The 23,472-nt window shown below is 66.2% G+C and carries 22 protein-coding genes; 4 read left to right on the top strand and 18 right to left on the bottom strand.

Annotated elements, in window-relative coordinates; all coding sequences use genetic code 11:
- Positions 1-38 precede the first annotated feature (38 nt).
- The 4 genes from ACZK29_RS08415 to ACZK29_RS08400 form a co-directional block, all read right to left on the bottom strand.
- Entirely contained in the window at positions 39-3,209 is a 3,171-nt protein-coding gene (locus ACZK29_RS08415) for an efflux RND transporter permease subunit (RefSeq protein ID WP_111203713.1), read from the bottom strand.
- Positions 3,210-3,336: 127 nt separating this feature from the next.
- On the bottom strand, positions 3,337-4,560 hold the full coding sequence (locus ACZK29_RS08410; protein ID WP_049429138.1) for an efflux RND transporter periplasmic adaptor subunit: 1,224 nt from the start codon (positions 4,558-4,560) through the stop codon (positions 3,337-3,339).
- A gap of 91 nt (positions 4,561-4,651) precedes the next feature.
- Positions 4,652-5,422 (bottom strand): SDR family NAD(P)-dependent oxidoreductase, encoded by a 771-nt coding sequence (locus ACZK29_RS08405; protein ID WP_111203712.1) that lies wholly within the window; start codon positions 5,420-5,422, stop codon positions 4,652-4,654.
- Positions 5,419-5,646 carry a hypothetical protein gene (locus tag ACZK29_RS08400; protein WP_111203711.1) on the bottom strand — a complete coding sequence of 76 codons (228 nt, stop codon included), beginning with the start codon at positions 5,644-5,646 and terminating at the stop codon, positions 5,419-5,421. The genes ACZK29_RS08405 and ACZK29_RS08400 overlap by 4 nt, the downstream gene beginning before the upstream one ends.
- A 147-nt stretch (positions 5,647-5,793) precedes the next feature.
- On the opposite strand from ACZK29_RS08400, the gene ACZK29_RS08395 reads away from it, so the two are divergent.
- Positions 5,794-6,825, top strand: a complete 1,032-nt coding sequence (locus ACZK29_RS08395; protein ID WP_005409107.1) for a LysR family transcriptional regulator — start codon at positions 5,794-5,796, stop codon at positions 6,823-6,825.
- Positions 6,826-7,005: 180 nt separating this feature from the next.
- Here the strand turns inward: ACZK29_RS08395 and ACZK29_RS08390 are convergent, their stop codons facing one another.
- The gene (locus ACZK29_RS08390) at positions 7,006-7,701 is read right to left on the bottom strand and encodes a YiaD family glycine zipper/OmpA-like lipoprotein (RefSeq protein WP_010484399.1); all 696 of its coding nucleotides are present in this window, start codon (positions 7,699-7,701) and stop codon (positions 7,006-7,008) included.
- A gap of 139 nt (positions 7,702-7,840) precedes the next feature.
- Positions 7,841-9,256 carry a cryptochrome/photolyase family protein gene (locus ACZK29_RS08385; protein ID WP_478446900.1) on the bottom strand — a complete coding sequence of 472 codons (1,416 nt, stop codon included), beginning with the start codon at positions 9,254-9,256 and terminating at the stop codon, positions 7,841-7,843.
- A gap of 109 nt (positions 9,257-9,365) precedes the next feature.
- Here ACZK29_RS08385 and ACZK29_RS08380 point away from each other — a divergent pair, with 109 nt between their 5' ends.
- Positions 9,366-9,950, top strand: a complete 585-nt coding sequence (locus tag ACZK29_RS08380; RefSeq protein WP_111203709.1) for an SMI1/KNR4 family protein — start codon at positions 9,366-9,368, stop codon at positions 9,948-9,950.
- A gap of 19 nt (positions 9,951-9,969) precedes the next feature.
- Here ACZK29_RS08380 and ACZK29_RS08375 read toward each other — a convergent pair whose 3' ends face one another.
- The 4 genes from ACZK29_RS08375 to ACZK29_RS08360 are packed head-to-tail and all read right to left on the bottom strand — an operon-like array spanning position 9,970 to position 15,608.
- Positions 9,970-10,584: an inorganic diphosphatase gene (locus tag ACZK29_RS08375; RefSeq protein ID WP_111203708.1), complete on the bottom strand. Its 615-nt coding sequence runs from the start codon at positions 10,582-10,584 to the stop codon at positions 9,970-9,972.
- A gap of 10 nt (positions 10,585-10,594) precedes the next feature.
- Positions 10,595-11,962, bottom strand: coding sequence for a purple acid phosphatase family protein (locus ACZK29_RS08370; protein ID WP_164147080.1), 1,368 nt, complete (start codon positions 11,960-11,962; stop codon positions 10,595-10,597).
- A complete protein-coding gene (locus ACZK29_RS08365) occupies positions 11,959-13,074 on the bottom strand; it encodes a phytase (RefSeq protein ID WP_478446899.1) in 1,116 nt (371 codons plus the stop codon). Before ACZK29_RS08365 ends, ACZK29_RS08370 begins: the two co-directional genes overlap by 4 nt.
- Positions 13,074-15,608, bottom strand: a complete 2,535-nt coding sequence (locus ACZK29_RS08360) for a TonB-dependent receptor (RefSeq protein WP_478447075.1) — start codon at positions 15,606-15,608, stop codon at positions 13,074-13,076. Before ACZK29_RS08360 ends, ACZK29_RS08365 begins: the two co-directional genes overlap by 1 nt.
- Positions 15,609-15,823: 215 nt before the next feature.
- On the opposite strand from ACZK29_RS08360, the gene upp reads away from it, so the two are divergent.
- Positions 15,824-16,456: a uracil phosphoribosyltransferase gene (gene upp / locus ACZK29_RS08355; RefSeq protein ID WP_142234582.1), complete on the top strand. Its 633-nt coding sequence runs from the start codon at positions 15,824-15,826 to the stop codon at positions 16,454-16,456.
- Between the two features lie 109 nt (positions 16,457-16,565).
- Here the strand turns inward: upp and ACZK29_RS08350 are convergent, their stop codons facing one another.
- Both ACZK29_RS08350 and ACZK29_RS08345 read right to left on the bottom strand, forming a co-directional pair.
- A complete protein-coding gene (locus ACZK29_RS08350) occupies positions 16,566-17,045 on the bottom strand; it encodes an SRPBCC family protein (protein ID WP_111203704.1) in 480 nt (159 codons plus the stop codon).
- Positions 17,026-17,451, bottom strand: coding sequence for an ArsR/SmtB family transcription factor (locus tag ACZK29_RS08345; protein ID WP_239504013.1), 426 nt, complete (start codon positions 17,449-17,451; stop codon positions 17,026-17,028). Before ACZK29_RS08345 ends, ACZK29_RS08350 begins: the two co-directional genes overlap by 20 nt.
- A gap of 60 nt (positions 17,452-17,511) precedes the next feature.
- Here ACZK29_RS08345 and ACZK29_RS08340 point away from each other — a divergent pair, with 60 nt between their 5' ends.
- Complete coding sequence (locus tag ACZK29_RS08340; RefSeq protein ID WP_106549394.1) at positions 17,512-17,805, top strand: PsiF family protein; 294 nt, start codon at positions 17,512-17,514, stop codon at positions 17,803-17,805.
- Positions 17,806-18,070: 265 nt separating this feature from the next.
- Here ACZK29_RS08340 and ACZK29_RS08335 read toward each other — a convergent pair whose 3' ends face one another.
- The 6 genes from ACZK29_RS08335 to rsmD form a co-directional block, all read right to left on the bottom strand.
- Positions 18,071-18,958, bottom strand: coding sequence for an MBL fold metallo-hydrolase (locus ACZK29_RS08335; protein WP_005412984.1), 888 nt, complete (start codon positions 18,956-18,958; stop codon positions 18,071-18,073).
- A gap of 116 nt (positions 18,959-19,074) precedes the next feature.
- Positions 19,075-20,805, bottom strand: a complete 1,731-nt coding sequence (ggt, locus tag ACZK29_RS08330; protein WP_164147077.1) for a gamma-glutamyltransferase — start codon at positions 20,803-20,805, stop codon at positions 19,075-19,077.
- Positions 20,802-21,083 (bottom strand): YfhL family 4Fe-4S dicluster ferredoxin, encoded by a 282-nt coding sequence (locus ACZK29_RS08325; protein ID WP_004153175.1) that lies wholly within the window; start codon positions 21,081-21,083, stop codon positions 20,802-20,804. Before ACZK29_RS08325 ends, ggt begins: the two co-directional genes overlap by 4 nt.
- Before the next feature lie 132 nt (positions 21,084-21,215).
- Positions 21,216-21,707 (bottom strand): hypothetical protein, encoded by a 492-nt coding sequence (locus ACZK29_RS08320; RefSeq protein ID WP_005409092.1) that lies wholly within the window; start codon positions 21,705-21,707, stop codon positions 21,216-21,218.
- A 60-nt stretch (positions 21,708-21,767) separates the two neighbouring features.
- Positions 21,768-22,277, bottom strand: a complete 510-nt coding sequence (gene coaD, locus ACZK29_RS08315; RefSeq protein ID WP_005409091.1) for a pantetheine-phosphate adenylyltransferase — start codon at positions 22,275-22,277, stop codon at positions 21,768-21,770.
- Positions 22,278-22,303: 26 nt separating this feature from the next.
- Positions 22,304-22,882: a 16S rRNA (guanine(966)-N(2))-methyltransferase RsmD gene (gene rsmD, locus ACZK29_RS08310; protein WP_111203700.1), complete on the bottom strand. Its 579-nt coding sequence runs from the start codon at positions 22,880-22,882 to the stop codon at positions 22,304-22,306.
- Positions 22,883-23,472 lie beyond the last annotated feature (590 nt).

Raw genomic sequence — 23,472 nt, 5'->3', positions numbered from 1 at the left:
CGCCACCGGCCAATGACCGGCGGCGACGGGGTTCCATGTCAGTGGTGGATGGTCGGCTCGCCGTGCTGCACCAGCTGGCCACCACCATTGCGGGTGACGAACTTGCGCAGGGCCACGTAGAACACCGGGGTGAGGAACAGGCCGAACAGGGTCACGCCCAGCATGCCGGCGAACACGGTGATACCGGTCACCGAGCGCACCTCGGCGCCTGCACCGTGCGACAGCACCAGCGGCACCGTGCCGGCGATGAACGCGATGGAGGTCATCACGATCGGGCGCAGACGCAGGCGGCAGGCTTCCAGCGCGGCTTCAACGATGCCCTTGCCGCCCATCTCCAGCTCTCTGGCAAATTCGACGATCAGGATCGCGTTCTTGCACGCCAGGCCCATCAGCACCACCAGGCCGACCTGCACGAACACGTTGTTGTCACCGCCGGTGAGCCAGACGCCGAACAGCGCGGACAGCAGGGTCATCGGCACGATCAGGATCACCGCCAGCGGCAGCGACCAGCTCTCGTACAGCGCGGCCAGCACCAGGAAGGCCAGCATGATCGCCACCGGGAACACGATGAAGGCGGCCTTGCCCTGCGTTGCCTGCTGATAGCTCAGGTCGGTCCATTCAGTGGTCATGCCCACCGGCAGCACCTTGCCGGCGATCTCGGTCAGCTTGTTCATCGCTTCGGCCGAGGACAGCAGGCGCGGGTCGGCTTCACCGGCCAGGTCCGCTGCCGGGTAGCCATTGAAGCGCAGCACCGGGTCCGGGCCGAAGGTCTGCTTGATGGTGACCATCGAACCGATCGGCACCATCTCGCCGCGGTCGTTGCGGGTACGCAGCTTGCCGATGTCCTCGACCGTCTCGCGGAACGGACCGTCAGCCTGGGCGATCACCTGCCAGGTACGGCCGAACTGGTTGAAGTCGTTGACGTAGGCCGAACCCAGGTAGGTCTGCAGGGTGTCGAACAGTTCGGTGAGCTGCACGCCCTGCGCCTTGGCCTTGACGCGGTCCACCTCGGCATCCAGCTGCGGCACGTTGGCCTGGTAGCTGGAAATCGGGAAGGCCATGCCTGGGGTCTGCGCAACGGTGCCCTGCATTGCCTGCACGGCATTCTGCAGCGCGCCGTAGCCCAGGTTGCCGCGGTCCTCGATGAACATCTGGTAGCCGTTGCCATTACCCAGGCCGAGGATCGGCGGCGGCATCATCGCGAACGCGAAGCCTTCCTGCAGCCCGGCGATCTTCTGGTTGATCTCGGCGTTGATCTGCGCGGCGGTACGGCCATGACGCTCGGCGAACGGCTTGAGCGGAATGAACGCCACACCGGTGTTCGGCGTATTGGTGAACTGCAGCGCGTTCAGGCCCGGGAACGAGATGGTGTGGGCCACGCCATCGGTTTCCTGGGCGATCTTGGCCACCTTGCGCAGCATTTCATCGGTACGCGCGATCGACGAACCTTCCGGCAGCTTCACGCCGGCGATCAGGTACAGCTTGTCCTGGGTCGGGATGAAGCCCGGCGGCACCAGCTTGAAGATCACGCCGGTACCGACCAGCAGGATCGCGTAGACCAAGAACACCGCGCCACGACGGCCGAGGATGCGCGCCACGCCACGCTCGTACTTCTCCGAGCTGGACTTGAAGAAGCGGTTGAACGGACGGAACACCCAGCCGAACAGGCGGTCGATCAGGCGGCTCGGGCCGTCCTTCGGTGCGCCGTGGGCCTTCAGCAGGCGCGCGGCCAGGGCCGGCGAGAGGGTCAGCGAGTTGATCGCCGAGATCACCGTGGAGATGGCGATGGTGACCGCGAACTGCTTGTAGAACTGGCCGGTGACACCGGACAGGAAGGCCATCGGCACGAACACGGCGCACAGCACCAGCGCGATCGCCACGATCGGGCCGGACACTTCGCGCATGGCCTGGTGTGCCGCCGCGGTGGGCGACAGGCCTTCCTCGATGTTGCGCTCGACGTTCTCCACCACCACGATCGCGTCGTCGACCACGATGCCGATCGCCAGCACCAGGCCGAACAGGCTCAGCGTGTTGATCGAGAAGCCCAGCAGGTACAGCGCGGCGAAGGTACCGACCACCGACACCGGCACCGCGATCAGCGGGATGATCGAAGCGCGCCAGGTCTGCAGGAACAGGATCACCACCAGCACCACCAGCGCGATGGCTTCCAGCAGCGTGGAGACCACGGCCTTGATCGAGTCGCGCACGAAGATGGTGGTGTCATACACCGCTTCGTACTTCACGTCGGCCGGCATGGTCTTCTGCATCTCGTCCATCGTCGAGATGACCTGGTCGCGGATTTCCAGCGCGTTCGCACCCGGCGACTGGAAGATACCGATACCGACCGCGTTCTTGCCGTCCAGCTGCGAGCGCAGGGTGTAGTCACCCGCACCCAGCTCCAGACGGGCCACGTCGGACAGGCGCACGATCTCGCCATCGGTGCCGCTCTTGAGCACGATGTCGCCGAATTCCTTTTCGGTCTTCAGCCGGCCCTGGGCATTGATCAGGGTCAGGAACTTGCTGTCCGGCAGCGGTTCGGCGCCGAGCTGGCCGGCCGACACCTGCACGTTCTGCTCGCGCATGGCGCGCACCACGTCGCTGGCGGTCAGGCCGCGCGAAGCCACCTTGTCCGGATCCAGCCAGGCGCGCATGGCGTAGTCGCCACCACCGAAGATCTGCGCGTCACCGACGCCCGGGATACGCGCCAGCGCGTCCTTGACGTGCAGGCGGGCGTAGTTGCGCAGGTACAGGGTGTCGTACTTGCCTTGCGGCGAGGTCAGGTGCACCACCATCAGGAAGGTCGGCGACTGCTTCTGCGTGGTCACGCCCTGCCGGCGCACGTCCTCGGGCAGGCGCGCCTGCGCCTGCGCCACACGGTTCTGCACCTTCACCGCCGCCGCGTCCGGGTCGGTACCCGGGCGGAAGGTAACGGTCATCTGCAGCACGCCGTCGGAACCGGCGACCGACTTCAGGTACATCATGCCTTCGACGCCGTTGATGGCTTCTTCAAGTGGCGTGGCGACGGTCTCGGCGATGACCTTGGGGTTGGCGCCCGGATAGACCGTGCGCACGACCACCGAGGGCGGCACCACTTCCGGGTACTCGCTGATCGGCAGAATTGGAATCGTGATCAGGCCTGCGGCGAAGATCACGATCGACAGCACCGCCGCGAAGATCGGCCTGTCGATGAAGAAACGGGAAAAGTCCATGGAGGAATTCCTGGGAAAGGCATTCGGCGGGCAACAGCCACCCTGCCCCTCGCCGAAATGACGAAGGCAGGGAAGGCTGCCGCTGGCGCCGGCAGCTAAGCGGGGACGCGGATCAGGAGACGGCGGATCAGTGCTTCAGGGCGGCGGTGGCATCGCGGCCCGGTGCCGGCGCGGCCTGTGGCTGCATCGCCACCGCCTTGGCCTGCACCGGCATGCCCGGCATGAAGACCTTCTGCACGCCGTCGATGATCACCTTGTCGCCCGCGGCCAGGCCGTGTTCGACAATGCGCAGGCCATCAGCGGTGCGACCGAGCTGGATGTCGCGGCGCTGGGCCTTGCCATCCTTGTCGACCACATAGACATACTTGCGGTCCTGGTCGGTCAGCACGGCCTTGTCGTCGATCAGCAGGGCCTGGAACTGGCCGCTGCCGAGCAGCTGCACGCGGGCGAACAGGCCCGGGGTGAACTGGCGGTCGGCGTTGTCCAGCAGTGCGCGGACGCGGATGGTGCCGGTGCTGCGGGCGACCTGGTTGTCGAGGAAGTCGACCTTGCCCGAGTGCGGGTAACCCTCCTCACCGGACAGGCCGACCTTCACCGGCAGCTCGCTGTCACGCTCGCTCGGGCGCTCGCCCTTGCGTGCCATCTGGGCATAGCGCAGGAAGGTGCTTTCGTCGGCATCGAAGTAGACGAACACGGTATCCAGCGAGACCAGCGTGGTGAGCACGCTGGCACTGTCACCGGCGGTGACCAGGTTGCCGGCGGTGACCATCGCGCGGCCGGCACGGCCGTCGATCGGTGCACGCACCTTGGTGAACTCCAGGTTGAGCCGTGCCGCGTCCAGCGCCGCCTGCGCGGCCTGCACCGCAGCACCGGACTGGTCGGCCGCCGCGCGACGCTGTTCGGCGGTCTCGGTGGAGATCGCCTGCTGCTCGGACAGGCGCTTGGCACGCTCGGACTCGCTGCGGGCCAGCGTAGCCTGGGTGCGGGCACGGGCCAGTTCTGCGGCAGCGCGATCGTACTCGGCCTGGTAGCTGCGCGCGTCGATGGTGAAGAGCACTTCGCCCTTCTTCACTTCCTGGCCTTCAACGTAGTTGACCTTGTCGATGTAGCCGGACACGCGCGGACGCAGTTCAACGCTCTGTACCGCTTCGACGCGGCCGCTGAATTCGTCCCACTGGCTGACCTGCTTGACCAGCACCGGCGCTGCGCTGACCTGCGGCGGAGGCGGTGCACCGGCTTCTTCGGCATGGCCGCCGCTGCAGGCCGCCAGCACGGCCGCGGCGAGGATCGACACGCCGACCATCGCGATGCGATGGCCGAAACGATGTGGGGTGGTATTGGGGGAAGTCATGGCATGCATCCGTACGGAGGGGTGGTACAGCTATATGAGAACGTGTTGCAAAAATCGGCGGCGCATACTGCGACCTCAACCATGGTCAAGGTCAAGCGACGCCTGCGGTATCGCGCCACAAAGGGGGAACTTCCAGGTGCAGCAGGCCGCGCGGCAGTTCGGCATCGCTGCTGTCACAGCGGACGATGGCGCGGTTGTCGCGGCAACCATCCAGCAGCGAGACCACGCGACGACCGACCAGCAGCGAGCTGGGCCACTCGATGCAGGCATTGGCCGCGTTGGCCGGGGTACAGACGGGGCTGCAGACTTCCAGCATCTGCGCGCGCACGCCCAGCGCCTGCGCTTCCTGGTGCACGACCTGCGCGTACATGCGCAGCGCGGCGGTGGTGATCGAGGTCTCGCCGTAGCCCGCCCACGGCTTGGCGTTGGCCGGGCTGCCGATCATCACGTAGCGTCGTGCGTGCACGTTGTCCTGCAGCAGAGGCAGCAGGTGACGCACCGCGTGCACGTGCGGCATCAGATCGGCCTGCATCGCAGCCATCAGTTCGTCACCGTTGCGATCGACCACGCGACCGCGGCGGTACGGCCCACCCATTGCGGCGATCACTGCCGCCAGCGGGCGCGGGCGCTGCGCGATGCGTTCAGCCAGCGCGCGCGCCGATCCGTCGTCGCTGAGCGAACCCAGCAGCGTCTCCAGGCCCGGCTCGTCAGCGAACTGCTCGTGCAGCGCCGCCAGCCGGCCCGGATCGCGGCCGACAACCAGTACCGGGCTGCCGGCCTCCAGCAGCGCGCCAACCACACCCTGGCCGACGGCACCGGTGCCGCCCAGGACCAGGACTTCCGGCGTCAGCATCCCATTCACGGGACATTTCCTCCCAAATCCGGGATAGTCCCGATTCGGCGCAGTCGGTCACCCTCGTGAGGGGCCAGGCGGATGGCACCGCCACGCTGCTGACGCATGGGCGCGGTAAACTCACGAAAGTCCTTGTGTACCAAGGAACTCGGACGGGCTTCGACGGTCATCGCCAGGTCCAGGGTGTTCTGGCCGGCGTTCCGGAGTCGGGCAAGAATGTTGCGCAGGCTCATGGCGGACGGGCTCCAATTAACGAATGGCGCCACGATAGACCTCAAACCTTTACTTGATTAGTCCTGATTAAGGGGAATAATCATCCCGCTCCCGGTCCAATCGTTCTGTCACGATTGCCCCATCCCCGACGTCCAGGATCCCCGACCATGTCCCACGATCTCAACGAGACGCTGATCTTCGTCAAAGTGGTCGAGCAAGGCAGCTTCATTGCCGCTGCCAAATCGCTCGGCCTGCCCAAGACCACGGTCAGCCGCAAAGTGCAGGAGCTGGAAACGCGCCTGGGCGCGCGCCTGCTGCACCGGACCACGCGCCGCCTCGGCCTGACCGAAGCGGGTTCGATCTACCACGAACATTGCCAGCGCATCGCGCGCGAACTGGAAGAAGCCGAGAGCGCGGTGAGCCAGCTGCAGTCCGGCCCGCGCGGCTGGCTGCGCTTCACCGTGCCCTACTCGATCGGCATCACCTGGATCGCCCCGCTGCTGGGCCAGTTCCATGCGCAGTATCCAGAGATCCGCCTGGACATGCACATGGGCAACGAGAAGCTGGACCTGATTGCAGGTGAAGCGGACCTTGCGCTGCGCGTGGGGGCCCTGCCCGATTCCAACCTGGTCGCGCGCAAGCTGGGCAGCCTGCGGACGCAGGTGTTCGCCAGCCCTGCCTACATCGAGCGCTATGGCGAACCGCTGCATCCGGAAGAACTGCAGTTCCATCGCATCCTGGCCATGCGCAAGCCGTACCACACGGGCAATTCACCGCGCTTCACCTGGCAGCTGGGCGAGAACGGCGGCGAGCTGCGTGATTTCCCGGTTACTCCGCTGATGACCGCCAACGACATGTCTGCGTTGAATGGGGCATTGGTGTGTGGCGAAGGCCTGCTGTTGACCGGCGACGTGATGGCCAAGCCGTTCGTTGAATCGGGCATGGTGCGCCGCGTGCTGGCTGGCTGGACCGGCCCGGAAGTGGACTTCAACGCCGTGTTCGCCGGCGGCCGCCTGGTCTCGCCAAAGGTGCGTGCGTTCGTCGACTTCCTGGTCGAAAAGCTCAACTTCGACGCCAATTACATGCTGGCGCAATGCCCGGGCGCGAAGCTGGCACAGCAGCAGAAAGAAAAGGAAGACGCTGCGCTGGAAAGCAGCGGCAAGCGGATCCTGGAGAAGGTGGCCGCTTCGGCGGCGTAGCCTGCAACAAGAGCGCCTACCCATCTCCTGGTAGTTGCCGACCTTGGTCGGCATGGCTTACAGAGAGATGCGCTATCGGCGTGCCGAGCAACGCTCGGCACCCACAAAAAATGCCGCCTGCAAGGGCGGCATTTTCGTTCCGGCCGATGGCCGGACCGGCTCAAGCAGTAACGCTACGCGTTATTGCTTGAGCGGAATCACCCGGATCTCGACACGGCGGTTCTTGGCACGACCGGCATCGGTGCTGTTGTCGGCAATCGGGTACGACTTGCCAGCGCCCAGCGTTTCGATGCGCACGCTCTGCACGCCCTGGCCGATCAGGTACTGCGCGACCGAGTCGGCACGTTCCTTCGACAGGCGGTTGTTGACCGCATCGCTGCCGATGCTGTCGGTGTGGCCGACCACTTCGATCATGGTCTGGTTGTAGTCACGCAGGGTGCCCGCCACGCCATTGAGCGAGCCGTAGAACTGCGGCTTCAGGGTCGACTTGCCGAAGTCGAAAGTGATGCCGTCCGGCAGGTTCAGCATGATGTTGTCGCCCTGGCGCTGCACATCGATGCCGGTGTTGGCGGTGCGCTCGCGCAGCGCGCGTTCCTGGCGGTCCTGGTACTGGCCGACGGCGGCGCCGCTGAGCGCACCGATACCGGCACCGATCAGTGCATGCTGACGACGCTCGGTAGCGCTGTCGCCGGTCAGCAGGCCAGCTGCCACGCCGATGGCGGTACCGATCAGGGCGTTGCGGCCGGTGCGGTTCTGCTGCTCGGTCGGGTTGCCGTACTGGTCACTCTGTACGTAGGAGCCGCCGGTGGCGCAGGCCGACAGGACGGCCGCGCTCATCAGGGCCAGTGCGACGTTGCGGGTGGTGTTGCGGATCATGAGGTTCTCCTTGGTTTCCGGTTGGCCGGCGGCCTGCGGGCGCAAAGAGAATAAACAGCACGATGCGATGCCGGAATGATGATCGGACACCGCGACAGGCCCACGTTCAGCTAACTGACCGGATCGCTCAGGTCGCCCTTTACCCTGCCCCCGACTGACGGTAAGCCGCCAACGCGGCGTCGCGGCCGGCGGCCAGATCCACCAGCGGCGTGCGTGGATAGTCCGGGGCGTGTGCCGCCAGCAGCAACGGATGCTGCCAGGGCGCGAATCGTGCCTTCACCGGCAGTGCGGCCAGCTCGGGCACCCAGCGGCTGATGTAGCGGGCCTGCGGGTCGAACTTCTCGGCCTGGGTGACCGGATTGAACACGCGGAAGTACGGCGCAGCATCGGCGCCGGTTCCCGCCACCCACTGCCAGCCCATCGTGTTGTTGGCCAGGTCGGCATCGACCAGGGTGTCCCAGAACCATCGCGCGCCATGCAGCCAGTGCGCACGCAGATGCTTGCACAGGTAGCTGGCGACGATCATCCGCACCCGGTTGTGCATGTAGCCGGTGTGCCACAGCTCGCGCAGGCCTGCATCGACGATCGGCACACCGGTGTTGCCGCGCTGCCAGTCGCGCAGCTGCGCGTCGCTGGGCGTTGCCCATGGGAAGCGATCGAAGCGCGGGTTGAGGTTGTCGGTGGGCGTCTTCGGGAAGTGATGCAGCAGGTGGTAGGCGAAGTCGCGCCAGCCCAGCTGGCGCAGGTAGCCATCGATGCCGGCGTCGGTGCCAGCACTGCGCAGCCCTTCCAGGGCGTGGGCGATGCGCCAGGGTGCGATTTCGCCGAAATGCAGGTGCGGCGACAGCCGCGAGGTCCCGACACGGTCCGGCAGGTCGCGCTGCTCGCGGTACCCGCGCAGGGCACCGTCTTCAAAGACGGACAGTGCTTCCAGCGCACCGGCTTCGCCCGGCTGCCAGTGCTCCCAGAAGCCGGTATCCCAGTCCAGCGTCGGTGCCAGCTGGAGATTATCCAATGCCAGGCTGTCGACCGCGGGCGCCGCCAGTGCCTTCGGTGCGGCCTGCAGCGAAGGCAGGCGCCAATGGCTTAGCACGTTGCGCCAGTACGGCGTGAACACCTTGTACGGTTGCCCCTGCTGGGTGGCGATATCCCAGGGTTCGAACAGCAGGCTGCCATTGCAGCTCTGCGCGTCGATGCCCCGCTCACGCAGCGTGCGTTTGATGGTCGCGTCGCGTGGCTGGGTGGCCGGTTCGTACTTGCGGTTCCAGTACACGGCTTCTGCGCCGGTCTGTTCGATCAGAACCAGCAGCGTCGGCAGGCTGTCACCGCTGCGCAGCACCAGTGAGGAACGCCGCGCGCGCAGATCCGCATCCAACGCGGCCAGTGAACGGTGGCGCCACGCATCGGAGGCAGCACCCGGTGCCCACTCGCCTTCTTCGTGCGGCGCATGGATGTAGACCGGCACCACCTCGTGACCGCCATCAAGCGCGGCCTGCAGGGCCGGATTGTCCTGCAGCCGCAGATCGCGGCGGAACCATACCAACGCTACCGACACAGGCACTGCCTTCGTTGTGGAAGGCGCACATGATAGCCAGCGGTGGTGAAGGAGATGCGCGCAGACGCCGTCTGCTAGGCTGCACGGCCGCTACCCGTTGGACTCTGACATGGATGATCTGCACGCCTCATTCGCCCGCTTCGGGCTGCTGCATGCCCAGCAGGAGCGTGACTGGCAGGGCCCGTTCCCGCTGCCCCCGGCACTGGCGTGCTTCTACGCGCAGGTCGGGCCGCTGGGCGAAGAGATCAATGCCAGGGTTGGCCGCGCCGGCATCACTGTTCCCGGCCTTGATGTCTGGATACCGCCACTGCAACGCCTGTGGAGCCAGCAGGCCGGCTATCGATGGCACGGCATCAGCGGCGAACGGATCAACGACTGGCCATCGAACTGGCTGGTGATTGCCGATCGCGGGGCTGATCCGTTCATCCTCGACCTGGACGACGGTCGTGTGCTGTTCAGCCACCACGGTGCCGGCCTGCTGGATGCCGGCGAGATCACTGCCGATGTGCCGACCTTGATGGCGGCTCTGGCTGCTGCAGGCACGGTGTACCTCGATGCCGGCGATGACCTCTACAACGACGACGACGATGGCGGCATCCGTCCTGAACACCAGGAGGCAGCCGTACAGGCGGTGGCCCGGGTACTGGGCGACCGCCTGCAGGCCGAGTCGTTCATCGAGACGTTGCTGGACTGAATCCACGCATGGCGTGGATCTACTTTTCGAAGCGCTGCATCGCCTCGCTGATCAGTGCCCGCGCCTCGGCGGCGTTGCCCCAACCGTTGAGCCGCACCGGGTTGCGCCCGGCCGGCAGGTCCTTGTAGATACGGAAGAACGCTTCGATGCGCTGTCGTTCGATCTCCGGCAGATCGGCCAGATCGCGGATACCGGCATAGGTCGGGTCGACCTTGTCGGTCGGCACGCCGATGATCTTTTCGTCGTGCTCGCCGCCGTCGATCATCTTCAGGTAGCCGATCGGCCGGAAGCGCACGATCACGCCCGGGTGCAGGGGTTCACGGGTCAGCACCAGCGCGTCCAGCGGATCGTTGTCGCCAGCCAACGTACGCGGCATCGAACCGTAGTTGGCCGGATAGGCGACCGGCATCGACTGGAAGCGATCCACATGCACCAGGCCGTCTTCCTTGATTTCGTACTTGGTGAAGCTGCCTGCCGGAATCTCCACGGCCAGATTCACCTCCTGCGGCGCCTGCTTCGGCTGCGCCACCAGGAACGGATGCAGTACGGTATCGGCGGCGGTCACCGCACTGGCCAGCAACAGAAGAGCGGCGCCGATGGCGGCGAACGGGAGGATGCGGCGGGGCGTGGTCATCTGCTTCTCCTCATTCCCAGCAACGATCGGCACGACCCTTGACGGTCTGCGCACGCGGGCAGTCGCGTGGCGTGATGCGGCCTTCGGTCAGCTCCGTGCGCTGCTTGCCGCCCTTGGCGTCGCGGCGCAGCTCGAAGGCATCGTAGAGCCGGCCGGTCACCGTGCGCGCTTCATAGCGCAGGTGCTGCGGGTCGATGTGCAACACCTGGAACAGCTGGGTGTCCTCGGCCACCGGATCCATCGTCTTTCGTGCCTCGTCGGAGAGACGGTACTGTTTCGGCCCCGCCACGGTCACCACGTACTGTGGCGTCGCGGCCTGCCCTTCGCCACGGCGACCATAGGTATGATCGTGGCCCTGCAGCACCAGATCGACGTTGTGGCGGCGTACCACCGGCAGTAGCACGTCGCGCAGCGCGGCGTTCTCGCGGCCTTCGCGCGGCGAATAGAACGGCTGGTGCAGCAGTACGAGGGTCCACGGCTGCGGATTGCCGGTCAGCACCTTGTCCAGCCACTGCGCCTGTGCCTTGGCCGTGCCAAGGTCGAGTGCCGAAGTGCCATCGACCACCGCCACGCGCACGCCCTGCGCATCGAACCAGTAGCTGGTCTGCCGTGCGGCGGCAGCACCATTGCCCGGCAGCGCGAACGTCACCGGCCAGTGCCTGCCCAGCACGCGGCGCTCCTGCGGGGTGTCCGCGAACTCCTCGAAATACTCGTGGTTGCCGATCGCCGGCGCCACCAGCGTTTCCTGCGCGAGCCAACCGGTGGCGGCAAACCACTCCCCCCACTCGCTGTCATCGGCACCGTCGCCACCACTGACCAGATCGCCGGCGAACAGGCTCAGGCGTGCCTCGGGTGCGGCCTTCTGTGCGGCGCGCACCAGGCGGCTGACATGGCTGACGTTCTTGTTCTGGGTATCACCGAAGTACAGCAGGGTCAGCGGCTGGTCGGGCGCAGCCAGCGTGTGCAGCTGGTTCCAGGCGCTCCAGCTGCCATTGCCTTGCACGCGGTAGACGTACTGCGTATCCGGCTTCAGGCCATCGATGTCGGCGCGATGATGGTGCGATACACCGTTCTCTGTCTGCAGTGCGCGGGTCGTCGCACGGATCTGGCGGATGCCCTCGATGGCGGGTGAATCACCGGCCAGGGCGATTTCCAGCAGTGGCGCCTGCACGCTGCCGTCGGTGCGCCAGGCCACGGCGAAGCCGTGGCTGGGATCGACTGCAGGCGAAGCCACGATGCGGTCAGGCACCATGGTTGCCGCGTAGTGGCGGCTGCCCACCGGCACCTGGGTGTTCGGTTCAGCCGCTGCGAACGACAGCGACGGCACGGCCAACAGCAGGCCCAGCACCAGCGTGCGCATCACGCAAGGCCGGCTCATGCGCCACACTCCAGCGGCAGCGCCAGCTGCCTGGCGATGCTCTCCCAGTCAAACGCCACCACGCCCTGGTCGTCGTGCACCGCGTACAGCGCACCGTGCGGGAAGCGTGCACTGGGTTGCTGCATCATCCAGATGCCATCGGTGTTGGCAACGGTATTGCCCTGGAATGCGCCAACCGGCTTCAGGGTGTGGCGGTCGAACAGGTGGAACACGCTGCGCTGCTTGCTCTGTTCGGTGGTGATCCACCAGCCGTCCTTGCCGCAGGTGCGCAGGGTCACGCCTTCGGCCTGCGCCTTGAACACATCACGACCGAAGGTGGTTCCGGTGAAACGCCCGGCCAGCGTGTAGACCTTGAACTCGCTGGCGTAGCTCTCGTCCTCTTCGGCGATCAGCAGGCGATCGTTCTCGGGGTCGCCCCAGATCGATTCGACCACGCGCAGGGCACCGGCCTCCGTGGTGTCACCAATGCTGGCCACAAGCTTCGCTTCGACCTTCGCACCGTCGCGGGTCACCCGGTACAGGCGCACGCGCTTGTCCAGCTCGGCCAGCGGCGGCAGGATGTCACGGCCCTGTGCATCCTCGCCGTTGTCCCAGGAGTCGGTGACGTAGACGCTGTAGCCATCGGCACGGCGGTCGACCCACAGCCCGTACGGCTTGCGCAGGTCGTCCGCAGCGAAGGTCGCCAGCGGGGTGAGTTCCGGCAGGCTCAGCACCTGTACGCGGTGATTGTCGCGCTCCACGATCCACAGCAGATCGTCGGTCACCGCGATGCCGTTTGGGCGGTCGAACTGCCCCGGCGCGGTGCCGCTGCTGCCTACGTCGCGCAGGTGCTGGCCGCTGCTGCCGTCGTAGACCACCAGCTTGTCGGTGGCCTTGGCAGTGGCGATCAGCCACAGCTTTCCGTCAGGTGCACGCCAGGCGGCGGGCGAATCGATGTTGTCGGCCGGCGTCATCGGTGAAAGGAATGCCTCGGCGATGGTGGTCACCGCACGCTCGGCCGTGGCCTTCGCCTCGGGCTTGGCCACGGACGGATCGTTGCTGGAGCCCGGCGTGCAGCCCGCCAGCAGGGCAGCCGCCAGCGCCGCGGCCATGACGGTGATGCGACGCCCCATCACAGTGCCACCTTCAGGCCCAGCGCGTAGGTACGGCCATACTCTTCCATCTGCAGCGTGCGCGAGCGCGTGCCCTGGTACAGCTCAAGCGGCTTGTCCAGCAGGTTCTGCGCTTCGAGGTACATGCTCACGCGCGGGGTGAACTTGTAGTCCAGCGAGAAGTCGAGCTGGGTGTTCGGCGCAACGTAGATATCGAAGGCGCGGCCGGCACCGAGAGTGTCCAGGTACTCGCTGCGGTGCACGGCCGCCACGCGGGTGCTCAGGCCGTACTTCTCGTAGCCGATGTGCGCGCTGTACACGTTCTTCGAGGCACGGGGCAGCGTGAAGTCCTCGCCGGCGCGCTTGGCCAGGTCCGGGTCGAAATCAGTGTCCAGCCAAGTGCCGCTGGCACCCACCAGCAGGCCATCCCAGCCGGCCGGCAGGAACGACAACTGCTGCTGCCAGTTGAATTCGGCGCCGCGCACCTTGGCCTTGTCGCCATTGATCGAGGTCACCACCGGCAGGCCGTCGTAGATGCCGTCGGTGCCGCCCTGTCGGACCTGCACGATGTAGCCGTCGATCGACTTGTGGAACACGCCCAGCGAGAGGATGCCGCTGTCGCCGATGTACTTCTCCACCGACAGGTCGATGTTGGTCGATTCGTACGGATCCAGCTCCGGATTGCCCAAACGCACTTCATTGTCGTTGCGGGCCAGGCCGATGCGCGGCGAGGCGTCGCCGAAGCCCGGGCGCGCCACCGTCTTGTTGGCGGCCAAGCGGATCACCCAGTCATCGCTGGCGTCATAGCGCAGGTGCAGGCCCGGCAGCACATTGTTGTAGCTCTTGCTGGCGGTGACCCGGGTCGCCGTGTACGAACGCCCGTCCTTGGCCACGTCCACGCGATTGCCGGTGGCGCTGAAGCGAGTGTTCTCCACGCGAACGCCACCGATCACGCGCAGCGCGCCGATATCCCAGGTGCCCATCGCATAGCTGGCGAACACGTCTTCGCGCGCGGTGTAGTCGCCTTCCAGAGACGTCGCGGCGTTGCCACCGACGTCCTGCGGACGGGCGCTGTATTCGCCACTGTGCTGCGACCAGTAGCTGCGCATCGCCGACGAGTCCATGCCCTGCCCCATCGGGCCATGGCGGTGTTCCGGCGAGCCGCTGGTCCAGTCGCTGAGCTTGATCGCCGGACCCACGCGCAGCGACGCCTCGTCGACGTTCACGTCACGGTCGCGCCAGCGGCCGAGCAGGCCGAACTTGTAGCTGCTGTTGTCGCCGTCGAAGCGGATGTTGACCTGCGCGCTGCGCTCCTCGTCGTCCACCTTCTTCGGCTTGGCCACTACACGGTCGAACTTGTAGTTGGCGTTGTCCAGCCACTGGTCGTTGTCGAAGGTATAGGTGGGCAGGCGGCTGCGCTGGTCCAACGTGCCATTGAAGGCCTTGCCGTTGAGCTTGAAGCGCGCCTCGATCTCGTCGTCCACGCGTTCTTCGGTGCGGGTATAGCCGATCTTGTAGTCCAGTACCGCGTCGGTCAGCTTGTTCTCGCCCCCCAGGCTGGCGGCGAAGGTGTTCTCTTCCTTGGTCCGGTAGCGCATGCGCTTGTCGATCGAATCCTTCGGCATGCCGGCCAGTCGATACTGGTCGGTGCCGGTGGCGATCATGTCGGCGCTGTTGAAGTTGAAGATCACGCGCTGGCGGGTTTCGGCATCGTCGAACTGGCTGTACAGCGTGCGCAGGTAGTAGCGGCTGTCCTCGTTCGTGCGCCAGTCCAGATTGAGGTTGGCGCCGATGCGCTTGCGCTCGATCTCGTACTTGCGGTTCTGCAGGTTCAGCGCGGTGATTTCACCTGGGCGGGTGGTGGTCAGGTCCTTGTTGCCGCTGACATCACCGTACTCCACTTCGCTGTTGTCCGATTCGAACGTCCGCTTCTGGTAGTTCACGCCGGCGGCGATGCCGAAGGTGTCGTTGAACACTTCGCTGTAGTTGAAGGCGGCCTTCGGGCTGGTCTCGCCCGAAAGCTGCTGGTGGCTGCCTTCGATCTTGCCACGCAGGCTGCGGCCATCACGGTCGAACGCCGAGGCGGTCTCGACCAGGATCGCGCCACCGATGGCATCACCCGGCATGTCCGGGGTCGGCGATTTGACCACGCGCAGGCGCTCGGTCGAATCGGACGGGATCACGTCCATCGGTGCGGCGCGGCTGGAGTTGTCCGGGGTGCCGATGGCAATGCCGTCGACGCTGACGCTGTTGAGGTTGGCATCCAGTCCGCGCACGACCACGTAGCGGCCCTCGCCCTGGTCGCGCGTGACGCTGATGCCCGGCAGGCGTTGCAGCGACTCGGCCACGTTCTTGTCCGGGTACTGGCCCAGCGCGTCGGACGACACCGCATCCTCGATGGCGTTGCTGCTGCGCTTGAGGTCCACCGCGCGGATCTGCGATTCAAGCTGGGCGCGCACTTCAATGCGGTCCAGGTCGACCGCATCGGCGGCCACTGCGCCGGTGGTGGCGACCGCCTGCTGCCCGGCGGCCTGCAGTGGTGCGGCAGCTCCCATCGCCAGGGTCAGGGTGATGGCAACGGCCAACGGAGTCTTGATATGCACTGGGAATCCCCATTCCTGTTAAGAATGGGTCTGCACGGTATGTCCGCAAGGTTGCATGGCAATGACATGCATCTGCACATTTCATGCAGGCCGTCTCCGGCCCCGGTTTGGGGTTGGGCGCCCAATCCGGCAAAATGGCCTCCTCTCTCCTTTCCCCCTTCCCGACCATGAAGATCGTCGAAGTGCGCCACCCGCTGGTGCAGCACAAGATCGGCCTGATGCGCAACGCTGCGCTCAGCACCAAGGATTTCCGCGAACTGGCCAACGAGCTGGGCACCCTGCTGGCCTACGAGGCCACCGCCGACCTGGACACCGAACCGCACACCCTGCCCGGCTGGGCCGGCCCGGTCACCGTGCAGCGCATCGCCGGCGCCAAGATCACCGTGGTGCCGATCCTGCGCGCCGGCCTGGGCATGCTCAGCGGCGTGCTTTCGCTGATCCCGGCCGCGCGCGTCAGCGTGGTCGGCCTGCAGCGCGATGAGGAAACCCTGCAGCCGGTGCCCTACTTCGAGCGCCTGACCGGCCGACTGGAAGAGCGCGACGCGCTGATCCTGGACCCGATGCTGGCCACCGGCGGCACCCTGATCGCCACCATCGACATGCTCAAGCGTGCCGGCGCCCGCCGCATCAAGGGCATCTTCCTGGTGGCCGCGCCGGAAGGCATCAAGGCGGTCAAGGCCGTGCACCCGGACGTGGAAATCTACACCGCGGCCATCGACGCCCAGCTCAACGACAAGGGCTACATCCTGCCGGGCCTGGGCGATGCCGGTGATCGCATCTTCGGTACCCGCGTGGGCTGATCCGGAGTACCGGGGGTCAGAGCCCTTTCGTGCCGAAAGGGATCTGACCCCAACCGGGCCCAGTTCGGATCCCTCTCCACGGGAGAGGGCTCCGACCCCAAGCGATGGACTACAGGCCGGCTGCGAACGCTTCCAGCTGGCCGATGACGGTGTTCCAGCCGTCGAAGAAACCCAGCTGCTCATGCTGGTCACGCAGGGCCTTGTCCGGGTGCATCACCCGCGCGGTGTAACGGCAGCCCGGGCCCTCGTCCTCCATCGTGATGATGGCAGTGAAGCCCAGCCACGGTGACTGCGGCCGCCAACCCGGGCCCAGCATCGAGGTGAACACCAGGCGCTGCTGCGGCACGATCTCCAGGAAGCTGCCCGGATTGTCACTGCTGCCGCCGTCGGGGCCCTGCATGAAGGTGTGGAAGGCCCCCCCGGGGCGCAGGTCGAATGCGCGGACCTCGGTGGTCCATGGCTTCGGGCACCACCACTGGCGCAGCAGTTCCGGGTCGGTCCAAGCCCGCCACAGCGCGGAACGCGGTGCGTTCAGTACGCGGCTGATGACCAGATCGGTGTCGGGGTTTTTACCTGCGTCTACGGCCATGGGCCTGCTCCTGTCGGTGAAGGGTTTCAACAAACTCGACCATGCGGTCGGCGCGTGCTTCCCACACGGCGCGCTGCGCGGCCAGCCATTGCTCGGCCTGGCCCAACCGTTCCGGCACCAGTTCGCAGGTGCGTACACGTCCCTGCTTGCGGCTGCGCACCACGCCGCTGCGCTCCAGCACGGCCAGATGTTTCATCAGCGAGGGCAAGGCCATCTCGAAAGGCTCGGCCAAGGTCGACACCGTGCGCGGCCCCTGCCCCAGTGCGGCCACGATCGCGCATCGGGTGGGGTCGGCCAGAGCCTGGAACACGTCTTGAATGGCAGGATCATACTTACCCATACGACTAAGTAATACGCCCATCTGAATGCCGCTGCAAGCGATCACTGCCGGGGCACGATTCTTCACGTGGCCTTGCTGCCCGCAGGCCAATGCTCCGCGCACCCGCCACCGCTTGGAGTGTCCTCGATGAAAGCTTCTTTCCTGCTGGCCGCTGTCCTGCTGGTCAGCCTGCCCTTGGCCGCCAATGCCACCACCCCACAGCAGCAGCGCATGGCCGACTGCTCGGCCAAGAACAAGGGCTTGAAGGGGGACGCCTACAAGACCGCGCAGAGTTCCTGCCTCAGTGGCCATGCCGCCGAAGCCAAGCCGGTCAATGCGCAGCAGGAACGCATGCGCAAGTGCAACGCTGACGCGGGTGCCAAGAAGCTGGCCGGTGACGCGCGCAAGACCTTCATGAGCAGCTGCCTGAAAGCCTCGTAAGACAGTCCAGTTCAATCGAATGGGGTCAGAGCCCGTTGCACAGCAACGGGATCCGACCCCGACAGATCGCAGCCATCTGTCAGAGGCGGGGCGGTGTCGGATTGCGGGGTGTCCGCCGCTTGGATGCGGCGGCCAAGCTTACAGGGACGTACTTGCGGCGTCCCCGCAATCCGACACCGCCCCGCCACCCCACGGATAGCCCGCTTTTGACGTTGACGTTGCCGTCGTGCAGGTGCAGGGCTGCAAGCCCTGCCGACAACACCCCTCACCCCAGCGCGCGCGCCTTCAGTTCGCCCTGCTCGTGCAGGGTCACGAAACGCCCCTTGTCATCGCGCCCCAGCTGCGCCAGTGCCACCTGCGGATCGTGGGTGAAAAACAGATGCACGTTGCGCGCCAGCTTGTCCTCAAGGAACTGCCGCTTCTCGTCGATCAGCAGTTCGGCGTTGCGGTCGTAGCCCATGGTGATCGGTACATGCACCCATGAGCGGCCGGGAATCAGGTCGGCACAGAACACCACCCCGCCGTGCGCATCCTCGCCGGCGTGCGCATGGCCGACGATCTCGGCCAGCATCAACCCCGGCGTGTGACCATCGCTGTAGCTGAAGCGGACGCTGCGACCCAGTACCTTCGAATACTCGCCGTCCACCACTTCCAGGCGGCCGCTGGCCTGCAGCAGGCCAGGCAGCTCCGGAATGAAGCTGGCGCGGTCGCGCGGATGCGGCTGCATGGCGCGCTGCCAATGCTGCGCACCGACCACATAGGTCGCATTGGGAAACAGCAGTTCCGGCTCACGCCCTTCGCTCCACGCCGCCAGCAGGCCACCGGCGTGATCAAAGTGCAGGTGGCTGAGCACCACCACGTCGATATCCTCGTGCTCGAAACCGGCCTCGCGCAGCGAATCGATCAGCACGTGCTGGCTTTCCTGCACACCGTAACGCTCGCGCATGCGCGGATCGAAAAATGCCCCGATACCGGTTTCAAACAGCACTGTCTTGCCTTCCAGCGGGCTGGCAAGCAGCGCACGGCAGGCCAGCTCGATGCGATTGAGCTCGTCCGGTGCCGCCCATTTTTCCCACAACGCACGCGGCGCGTTGCCGAACATCGCGCCGCCATCGAGGCGTTGCGAGTTTCCACGAATAGACCAGAGTTTCATGGGCTGATTATCGGCGCCGGCTCGTTAAATAATCGCTAGGAAGAAAACAGAAAACCCCGCCGTGGCGGGGCTTCAAGGTTTGCGTCCGCCGGGCATGGCCCGGCGCTACCGCCGCATCAGCGGGCCGGCACGACCTGGGCGCTGCCGACCGGGTTGCGCGGGTCGCTGCCGCCGAACAGTCTATTGGCCTTGCGGTCCCATTCCACGGTCTGCAGGTTGCCCCACACGTGGCTGGAACCGCGGCCGCCGGCGGCGACATTGCCCGGCAGGTCGATCTTGTGGCCCATCGCCTGCAGCTGCTTCACCGTCGCCGCGTCGAACGCATCGTCCTCGGCTTCGATCAGGTCCGGCAGCCACTGGTGGTGGTAACGCGGCAGCGCGGCAACCTGCTGCGCATCCAGCCCGGCGTCGTAGCCGAGGATGCCCAGCAACACCATGGTGATGATGCGGCTGCCACCCGGGGTGCCCAACACCACCACCTTGTCGGCATTCTCCATGAAGGTCGGCGTCATCGAACTGAGCATGCGCTTGCCCGGCTTCGGCGCATTGGCCTCGTAGCCCATCACACCGAACGCATTGGGCGTGCCCGGCTTCAGCGCGAAGTCGTCCATCTCGTTGTTCAGCAGCACGCCGGTGCCCTTCGGAATAAGCCCCGAGCCGTACAGCAGGTTGACGGTCTGGGTGGCGCCGACACGGTTGCCGTCACGGTCGATGATCGAGAAATGCGTGGTCTCGTCGTCTTCCAGCGGGGTCGGATTGCCCGACAGCAGGTCGCTGGGCGTGGCCTTCTCCGGATGGATGGTGGCGCGCAGGCCCTGTGCGTAATCCTTGCTGGTCAGCACCTTCTGCGGGATCTGCACGAAGTCCGGATCGCCGAGGAAGAAGGTGCGATCGCGGTAGGCACGGCGCATCGACTCCACCACAAGGTGGGTGCGGTGCGCCGGGTCCATCTTGTTGATGTCCCAGCCTTCCAGGATCTGCAGCATGCTGGCCAGCGCGATGCCACCGGACGACGGCGGCGGCGCAGTGGTGATCTTCCAGCCGTTGTAGTTGAAGACGATCGGCTCGCGCTGCTTCACGCGGTAGCCGGCCAGCTCTTCAGCGGTCCACTTGCCGCCAGCCTGCTTCACCCCGGCCAGCAGCAGTTTTCCGGTCTGGCCCTTGTAGAAGCCATCAAAGCCACCCGCGGCCAGGCGCTCCAGCGTCTGCGCCAGTTCCGGCTGCTTGAACAGGTCGCCGCTGGCGATCGGCTTGCCGTTGCGCAGGTAAACCTCGCGCGTGCCGGGATAGCGCTCCATCACCTCACGACGCGAGGCATAGCCCTTGGCCATGCGGTCGTACACCGGGAAGCCTTCGCGCGCGATGCGGATGGCTGGCTGCAGCGAGGCCGACAGCGGCAGCTTGCCATGCTTGGCCGACAATTCGACCAGCGCTGCAGGCAGGCCCGGAATACCGGCCGACCAGGCACCGTTGACCGAGCGGTCACGGTCGAGGTTGCCCTGCTTGTCGAGGAAGGCCTGCGGCGTTGCAGCGGCCGGCGCGGTCTCGCGCGCGTCCAGCATCACGTCCTTGCCGGTGGCCGCGTCGTGCAGCAGGAAGAAGCCACCACCGCCCAGCCCGGAACTGATCGGCTCGACCACCGCCAGCGTGGACGACACTGCCACCGCGGCGTCGAAGGCGTTGCCGCCCTGCGCCAGGATGTCGATGCCGGCCTGCGTGGCCAGCGCGTGCCCACTGGCAATGGCCGCGCCATCGGGGCGCTCGGCACGGGCCGGGCTGTCGGCCCAGGCAACCGGGCTCAGCAGCAGGCCGAGCAGCAACAGGGGGCGGACGATCAACGTCTTCATTCGGATGGGGGCTCCGCATAGAGTTCGGGGTGATCGTGCTGCAGCTGGCGCAGCTTGGCCAGCAGCTGGTCTTCCGTTTCCACGATCTCCGGGTCCGGATCGATGCACTCGACCGGGCAGACGACCACGCACTGTGGCTCGTCGAAATGACCCACGCATTCGGTGCAGCGCGCAGGGTCGATCACGTAGATGGTTTCACCCATCGCAATGGCCTGGTTCGGGCAGGCCGGCTCGCATACGTCGCAGTTGACGCAGAGCTCGTTGATTTTCAGCGACACGGCGATACTCCTCGCCCGCGCCCTGGGACAAAGGACCGGCCAGCGCGGGCGCGCGGGCCGGTCAGGTCATCAGCGGCGCTCTTGCGGAGCGCCGCCCGGGCCATGCCGGAACATGGCCGCCATGGCTCGGTATTACTTGGCTTCGACGAAAATGTACTCGGCACCGGTCGGCTGGATGGCAGCCTGCACGCGGGCGTTGTCGGCCGACTGGCCGATGAAGACGACGCGCACGCCCTTCATCGAATCCGGCGACACGTCCTTGAACACGGCCTGGATCATGTCAGCCATCTTGCCCGAGGCCGACGAACCGAAGGCCAGCATGTTGCCCGGCTGCACGCCACGGGCCACGGCCTGGGTCGCGCTCTCGGTCTGGCGCTCGTACTTGGCCTGGAAGTCCGGGTCCGATTCCGGGGAGAGGTAGTACAGGAACGGGCTGTTGGTGATGTTGCCCATGTTCTGGATGGCCACTTCCTGCAGGTACTTCTTCCAGCCTGCATCGTCATCCTTGGCCGGGGCGACCAGGGCCTGCTTGGCCTCGTCGACCGGTGCGGCCTCTTCCTTCTTGCAGGCGGTGAAGGCCAGGGCCAATGAAGCGATCAGCATCGCGCGCATGGTGGTGTTCATGGGTTTCCTCCCGGAATGGTGCGTGGTGTTGTACGTAATGGGGTGCGGGTACAGCAGGGCTTACGACTGTGCCGCCTTCGCTTCGCGGACCTTGCGCAGGGCTTCGAGCACCGCGGCCGGCACGAAGCCGGACACGTCGCCGCCCAGGCGCGCGATCTCGCGGACCAGCGAGGACGAAATGAAGCTGTGCTGCTCGGCCGGGGTCAGGAACAGGGTCTCGACCTCGGGGATCAGGTGGCGGTTCATGCTGGCCATCTGGAACTCGTACTCGAAGTCGGACACCGCGCGCAGGCCGCGCAGCAGCACCCCACCCTGGACCGAACGTACGAAATGGGCCAGCAGGGTGTCGAAGCCGATGACCTCGACGTTGCCATGGTGGCCGAGTGCGCCACGCGCCAGCTGCACGCGCTGTTCCAGCGGCAGCGCCGGGCCCTTGGACGGGCTCTGCGCCACGCCCACCACGACCTTTTCAAACAGCGGCGCGGCCCGGCTGACCAGGTCGATATGACCATTGGTGATCGGGTCGAACGTGCCGGGGTAGACGGCGATGCGGCGGTTGGCCACGGTCATGGGCGGATGCAGATGTTCAGATGAAGTCAAAGTGTAGCAGCGGCGCGGCGGTACAGGGCAAAGCGCACCTCGCGGGTACCGCCCTCGCGGTGCAGCAGCCATTCCGGCGGCAGCACCGGCACGTGGCTGGCCGGGGATTCCAGGTACAGCCAGGCATCGGCGGCCAGGTGCCGCGGCAGCTGGGCCAGCACGTCCTGCCAAAGCCCGTCGGCGAACGGCGGGTCGATGAAGACCAGATCGGCCAGCTGTGCCGGAGCGCCCTGCAGCCAGCGCAGGGCATCGGCCTGCACCACGGTGACCTGTCCGGTAGCCTGCAGCTTGGCCACGGCGGCGGTCAGATTGCGCCCGAGCTGAGCATCACGCTCGACCAGGGTGGCGTGGCTGGCACCGCGCGAGACTGCCTCCAGCCCGAGCGCGCCACTGCCGGCGAACAGGTCCAGCACCCGCGCACCGCCCAGCTTGGGCATCAGCCAGTTGAACAGGGTTTCGCGCACGCGGTCGCTGCTGGGCCGCAGGCCTGGCAGGGTCGGCACTGGCAGACGGGTGTTGCGCCAGCGCCCGCCGATGATGCGGACCTGGCCGTCATTGCCCGCGCGGCCGCTCATCGGCGCCCCCGGCGGGGTTCATTCGAGAATTTCAGCATGAGCGGGATTGTAGTTCGGCCGGGCGGCGCCCGGCACCCGCAGAGGCCGAAGCAGCGGCCGAAGCAACAGCCAGAGCAACGGCAAAGCTGGTTTCCTGTGGGTTGGCGAGGCGGGTCAGGTTGCGGGGGACGCCGTGAACCCATCCTTGGGGGCTTGGCCGCGGCATCCATGCCGCGGACACCCCCACAACCTGACCCACCCCGCCTTCGACAGTTTCCTGCGAGCTGTCGGAACGACTCTTGGGGTCAGATCCGTTTTCCTGCGGAAAACGGATCTGACCCCAGATTTATTTCGATATCTGACAGATGTGTCGACCAAGGTCGACACCTACCAACAGCCGCGTGAACCTGTCAGAGGCGGGGCGGTGTGGGTTGGCAGGACCGTTGGCGCCATGGATGGCGCCATCGAGCCCCCATGGATGGGTTCACGGCGTGTCCTGCCAACCCACACCGCCCCGCCATCCCACGGATAGCCCGCTGTTGCTGTTGCTGTTGCTGTTGCATCGGCCTCTGCAGGTGCAGGGCTGCAAGCCCTGCCCGACCAACCCCTTG

The organism is Stenotrophomonas sp. 89682_Sma (assembly GCF_056481405.1).
The sequence above is the reverse complement of the archived record's forward strand: the minus strand, read 5'-3'. Positions and strand labels throughout refer to the sequence as shown.

What these genes read in the sequence shown, in the direction of transcription:
- ACZK29_RS08395 (WP_005409107.1), top strand. Translation starts at nt 5,794, where the DNA reads ATGTCCCACGATCTCAACGAGACGCTGATCTTCGTCAAAGTGGTCGAG.
- ACZK29_RS08370 (WP_164147080.1), bottom strand. Translation starts at nt 11,962, where the DNA reads ATGAGCCGGCCTTGCGTGATGCGCACGCTGGTGCTGGGCCTGCTGTTG.
- ACZK29_RS08390 (WP_010484399.1), bottom strand. Translation starts at nt 7,701, where the DNA reads ATGATCCGCAACACCACCCGCAACGTCGCACTGGCCCTGATGAGCGCG.
- rsmD (WP_111203700.1), bottom strand. Translation starts at nt 22,882, where the DNA reads ATGAGCGGCCGCGCGGGCAATGACGGCCAGGTCCGCATCATCGGCGGG.
- ACZK29_RS08410 (WP_049429138.1), bottom strand. Translation starts at nt 4,560, where the DNA reads ATGACTTCCCCCAATACCACCCCACATCGTTTCGGCCATCGCATCGCG.
- ACZK29_RS08320 (WP_005409092.1), bottom strand. Translation starts at nt 21,707, where the DNA reads ATGAACACCACCATGCGCGCGATGCTGATCGCTTCATTGGCCCTGGCC.
- upp (WP_142234582.1), top strand. Translation starts at nt 15,824, where the DNA reads ATGAAGATCGTCGAAGTGCGCCACCCGCTGGTGCAGCACAAGATCGGC.
- ACZK29_RS08380 (WP_111203709.1), top strand. Translation starts at nt 9,366, where the DNA reads ATGGATGATCTGCACGCCTCATTCGCCCGCTTCGGGCTGCTGCATGCC.
- ACZK29_RS08365 (WP_478446899.1), bottom strand. Translation starts at nt 13,074, where the DNA reads ATGGGGCGTCGCATCACCGTCATGGCCGCGGCGCTGGCGGCTGCCCTG.
- ACZK29_RS08350 (WP_111203704.1), bottom strand. Translation starts at nt 17,045, where the DNA reads ATGGCCGTAGACGCAGGTAAAAACCCCGACACCGATCTGGTCATCAGC.
- ggt (WP_164147077.1), bottom strand. Translation starts at nt 20,805, where the DNA reads ATGAAGACGTTGATCGTCCGCCCCCTGTTGCTGCTCGGCCTGCTGCTG.
- ACZK29_RS08340 (WP_106549394.1), top strand. Translation starts at nt 17,512, where the DNA reads ATGAAAGCTTCTTTCCTGCTGGCCGCTGTCCTGCTGGTCAGCCTGCCC.
- ACZK29_RS08360 (WP_478447075.1), bottom strand. Translation starts at nt 15,608, where the DNA reads ATGGGAGCTGCCGCACCACTGCAGGCCGCCGGGCAGCAGGCGGTCGCC.
- coaD (WP_005409091.1), bottom strand. Translation starts at nt 22,277, where the DNA reads ATGACCGTGGCCAACCGCCGCATCGCCGTCTACCCCGGCACGTTCGAC.
- ACZK29_RS08415 (WP_111203713.1), bottom strand. Translation starts at nt 3,209, where the DNA reads ATGGACTTTTCCCGTTTCTTCATCGACAGGCCGATCTTCGCGGCGGTG.
- ACZK29_RS08400 (WP_111203711.1), bottom strand. Translation starts at nt 5,646, where the DNA reads ATGAGCCTGCGCAACATTCTTGCCCGACTCCGGAACGCCGGCCAGAAC.
- ACZK29_RS08335 (WP_005412984.1), bottom strand. Translation starts at nt 18,958, where the DNA reads ATGAAACTCTGGTCTATTCGTGGAAACTCGCAACGCCTCGATGGCGGC.
- ACZK29_RS08375 (WP_111203708.1), bottom strand. Translation starts at nt 10,584, where the DNA reads ATGACCACGCCCCGCCGCATCCTCCCGTTCGCCGCCATCGGCGCCGCT.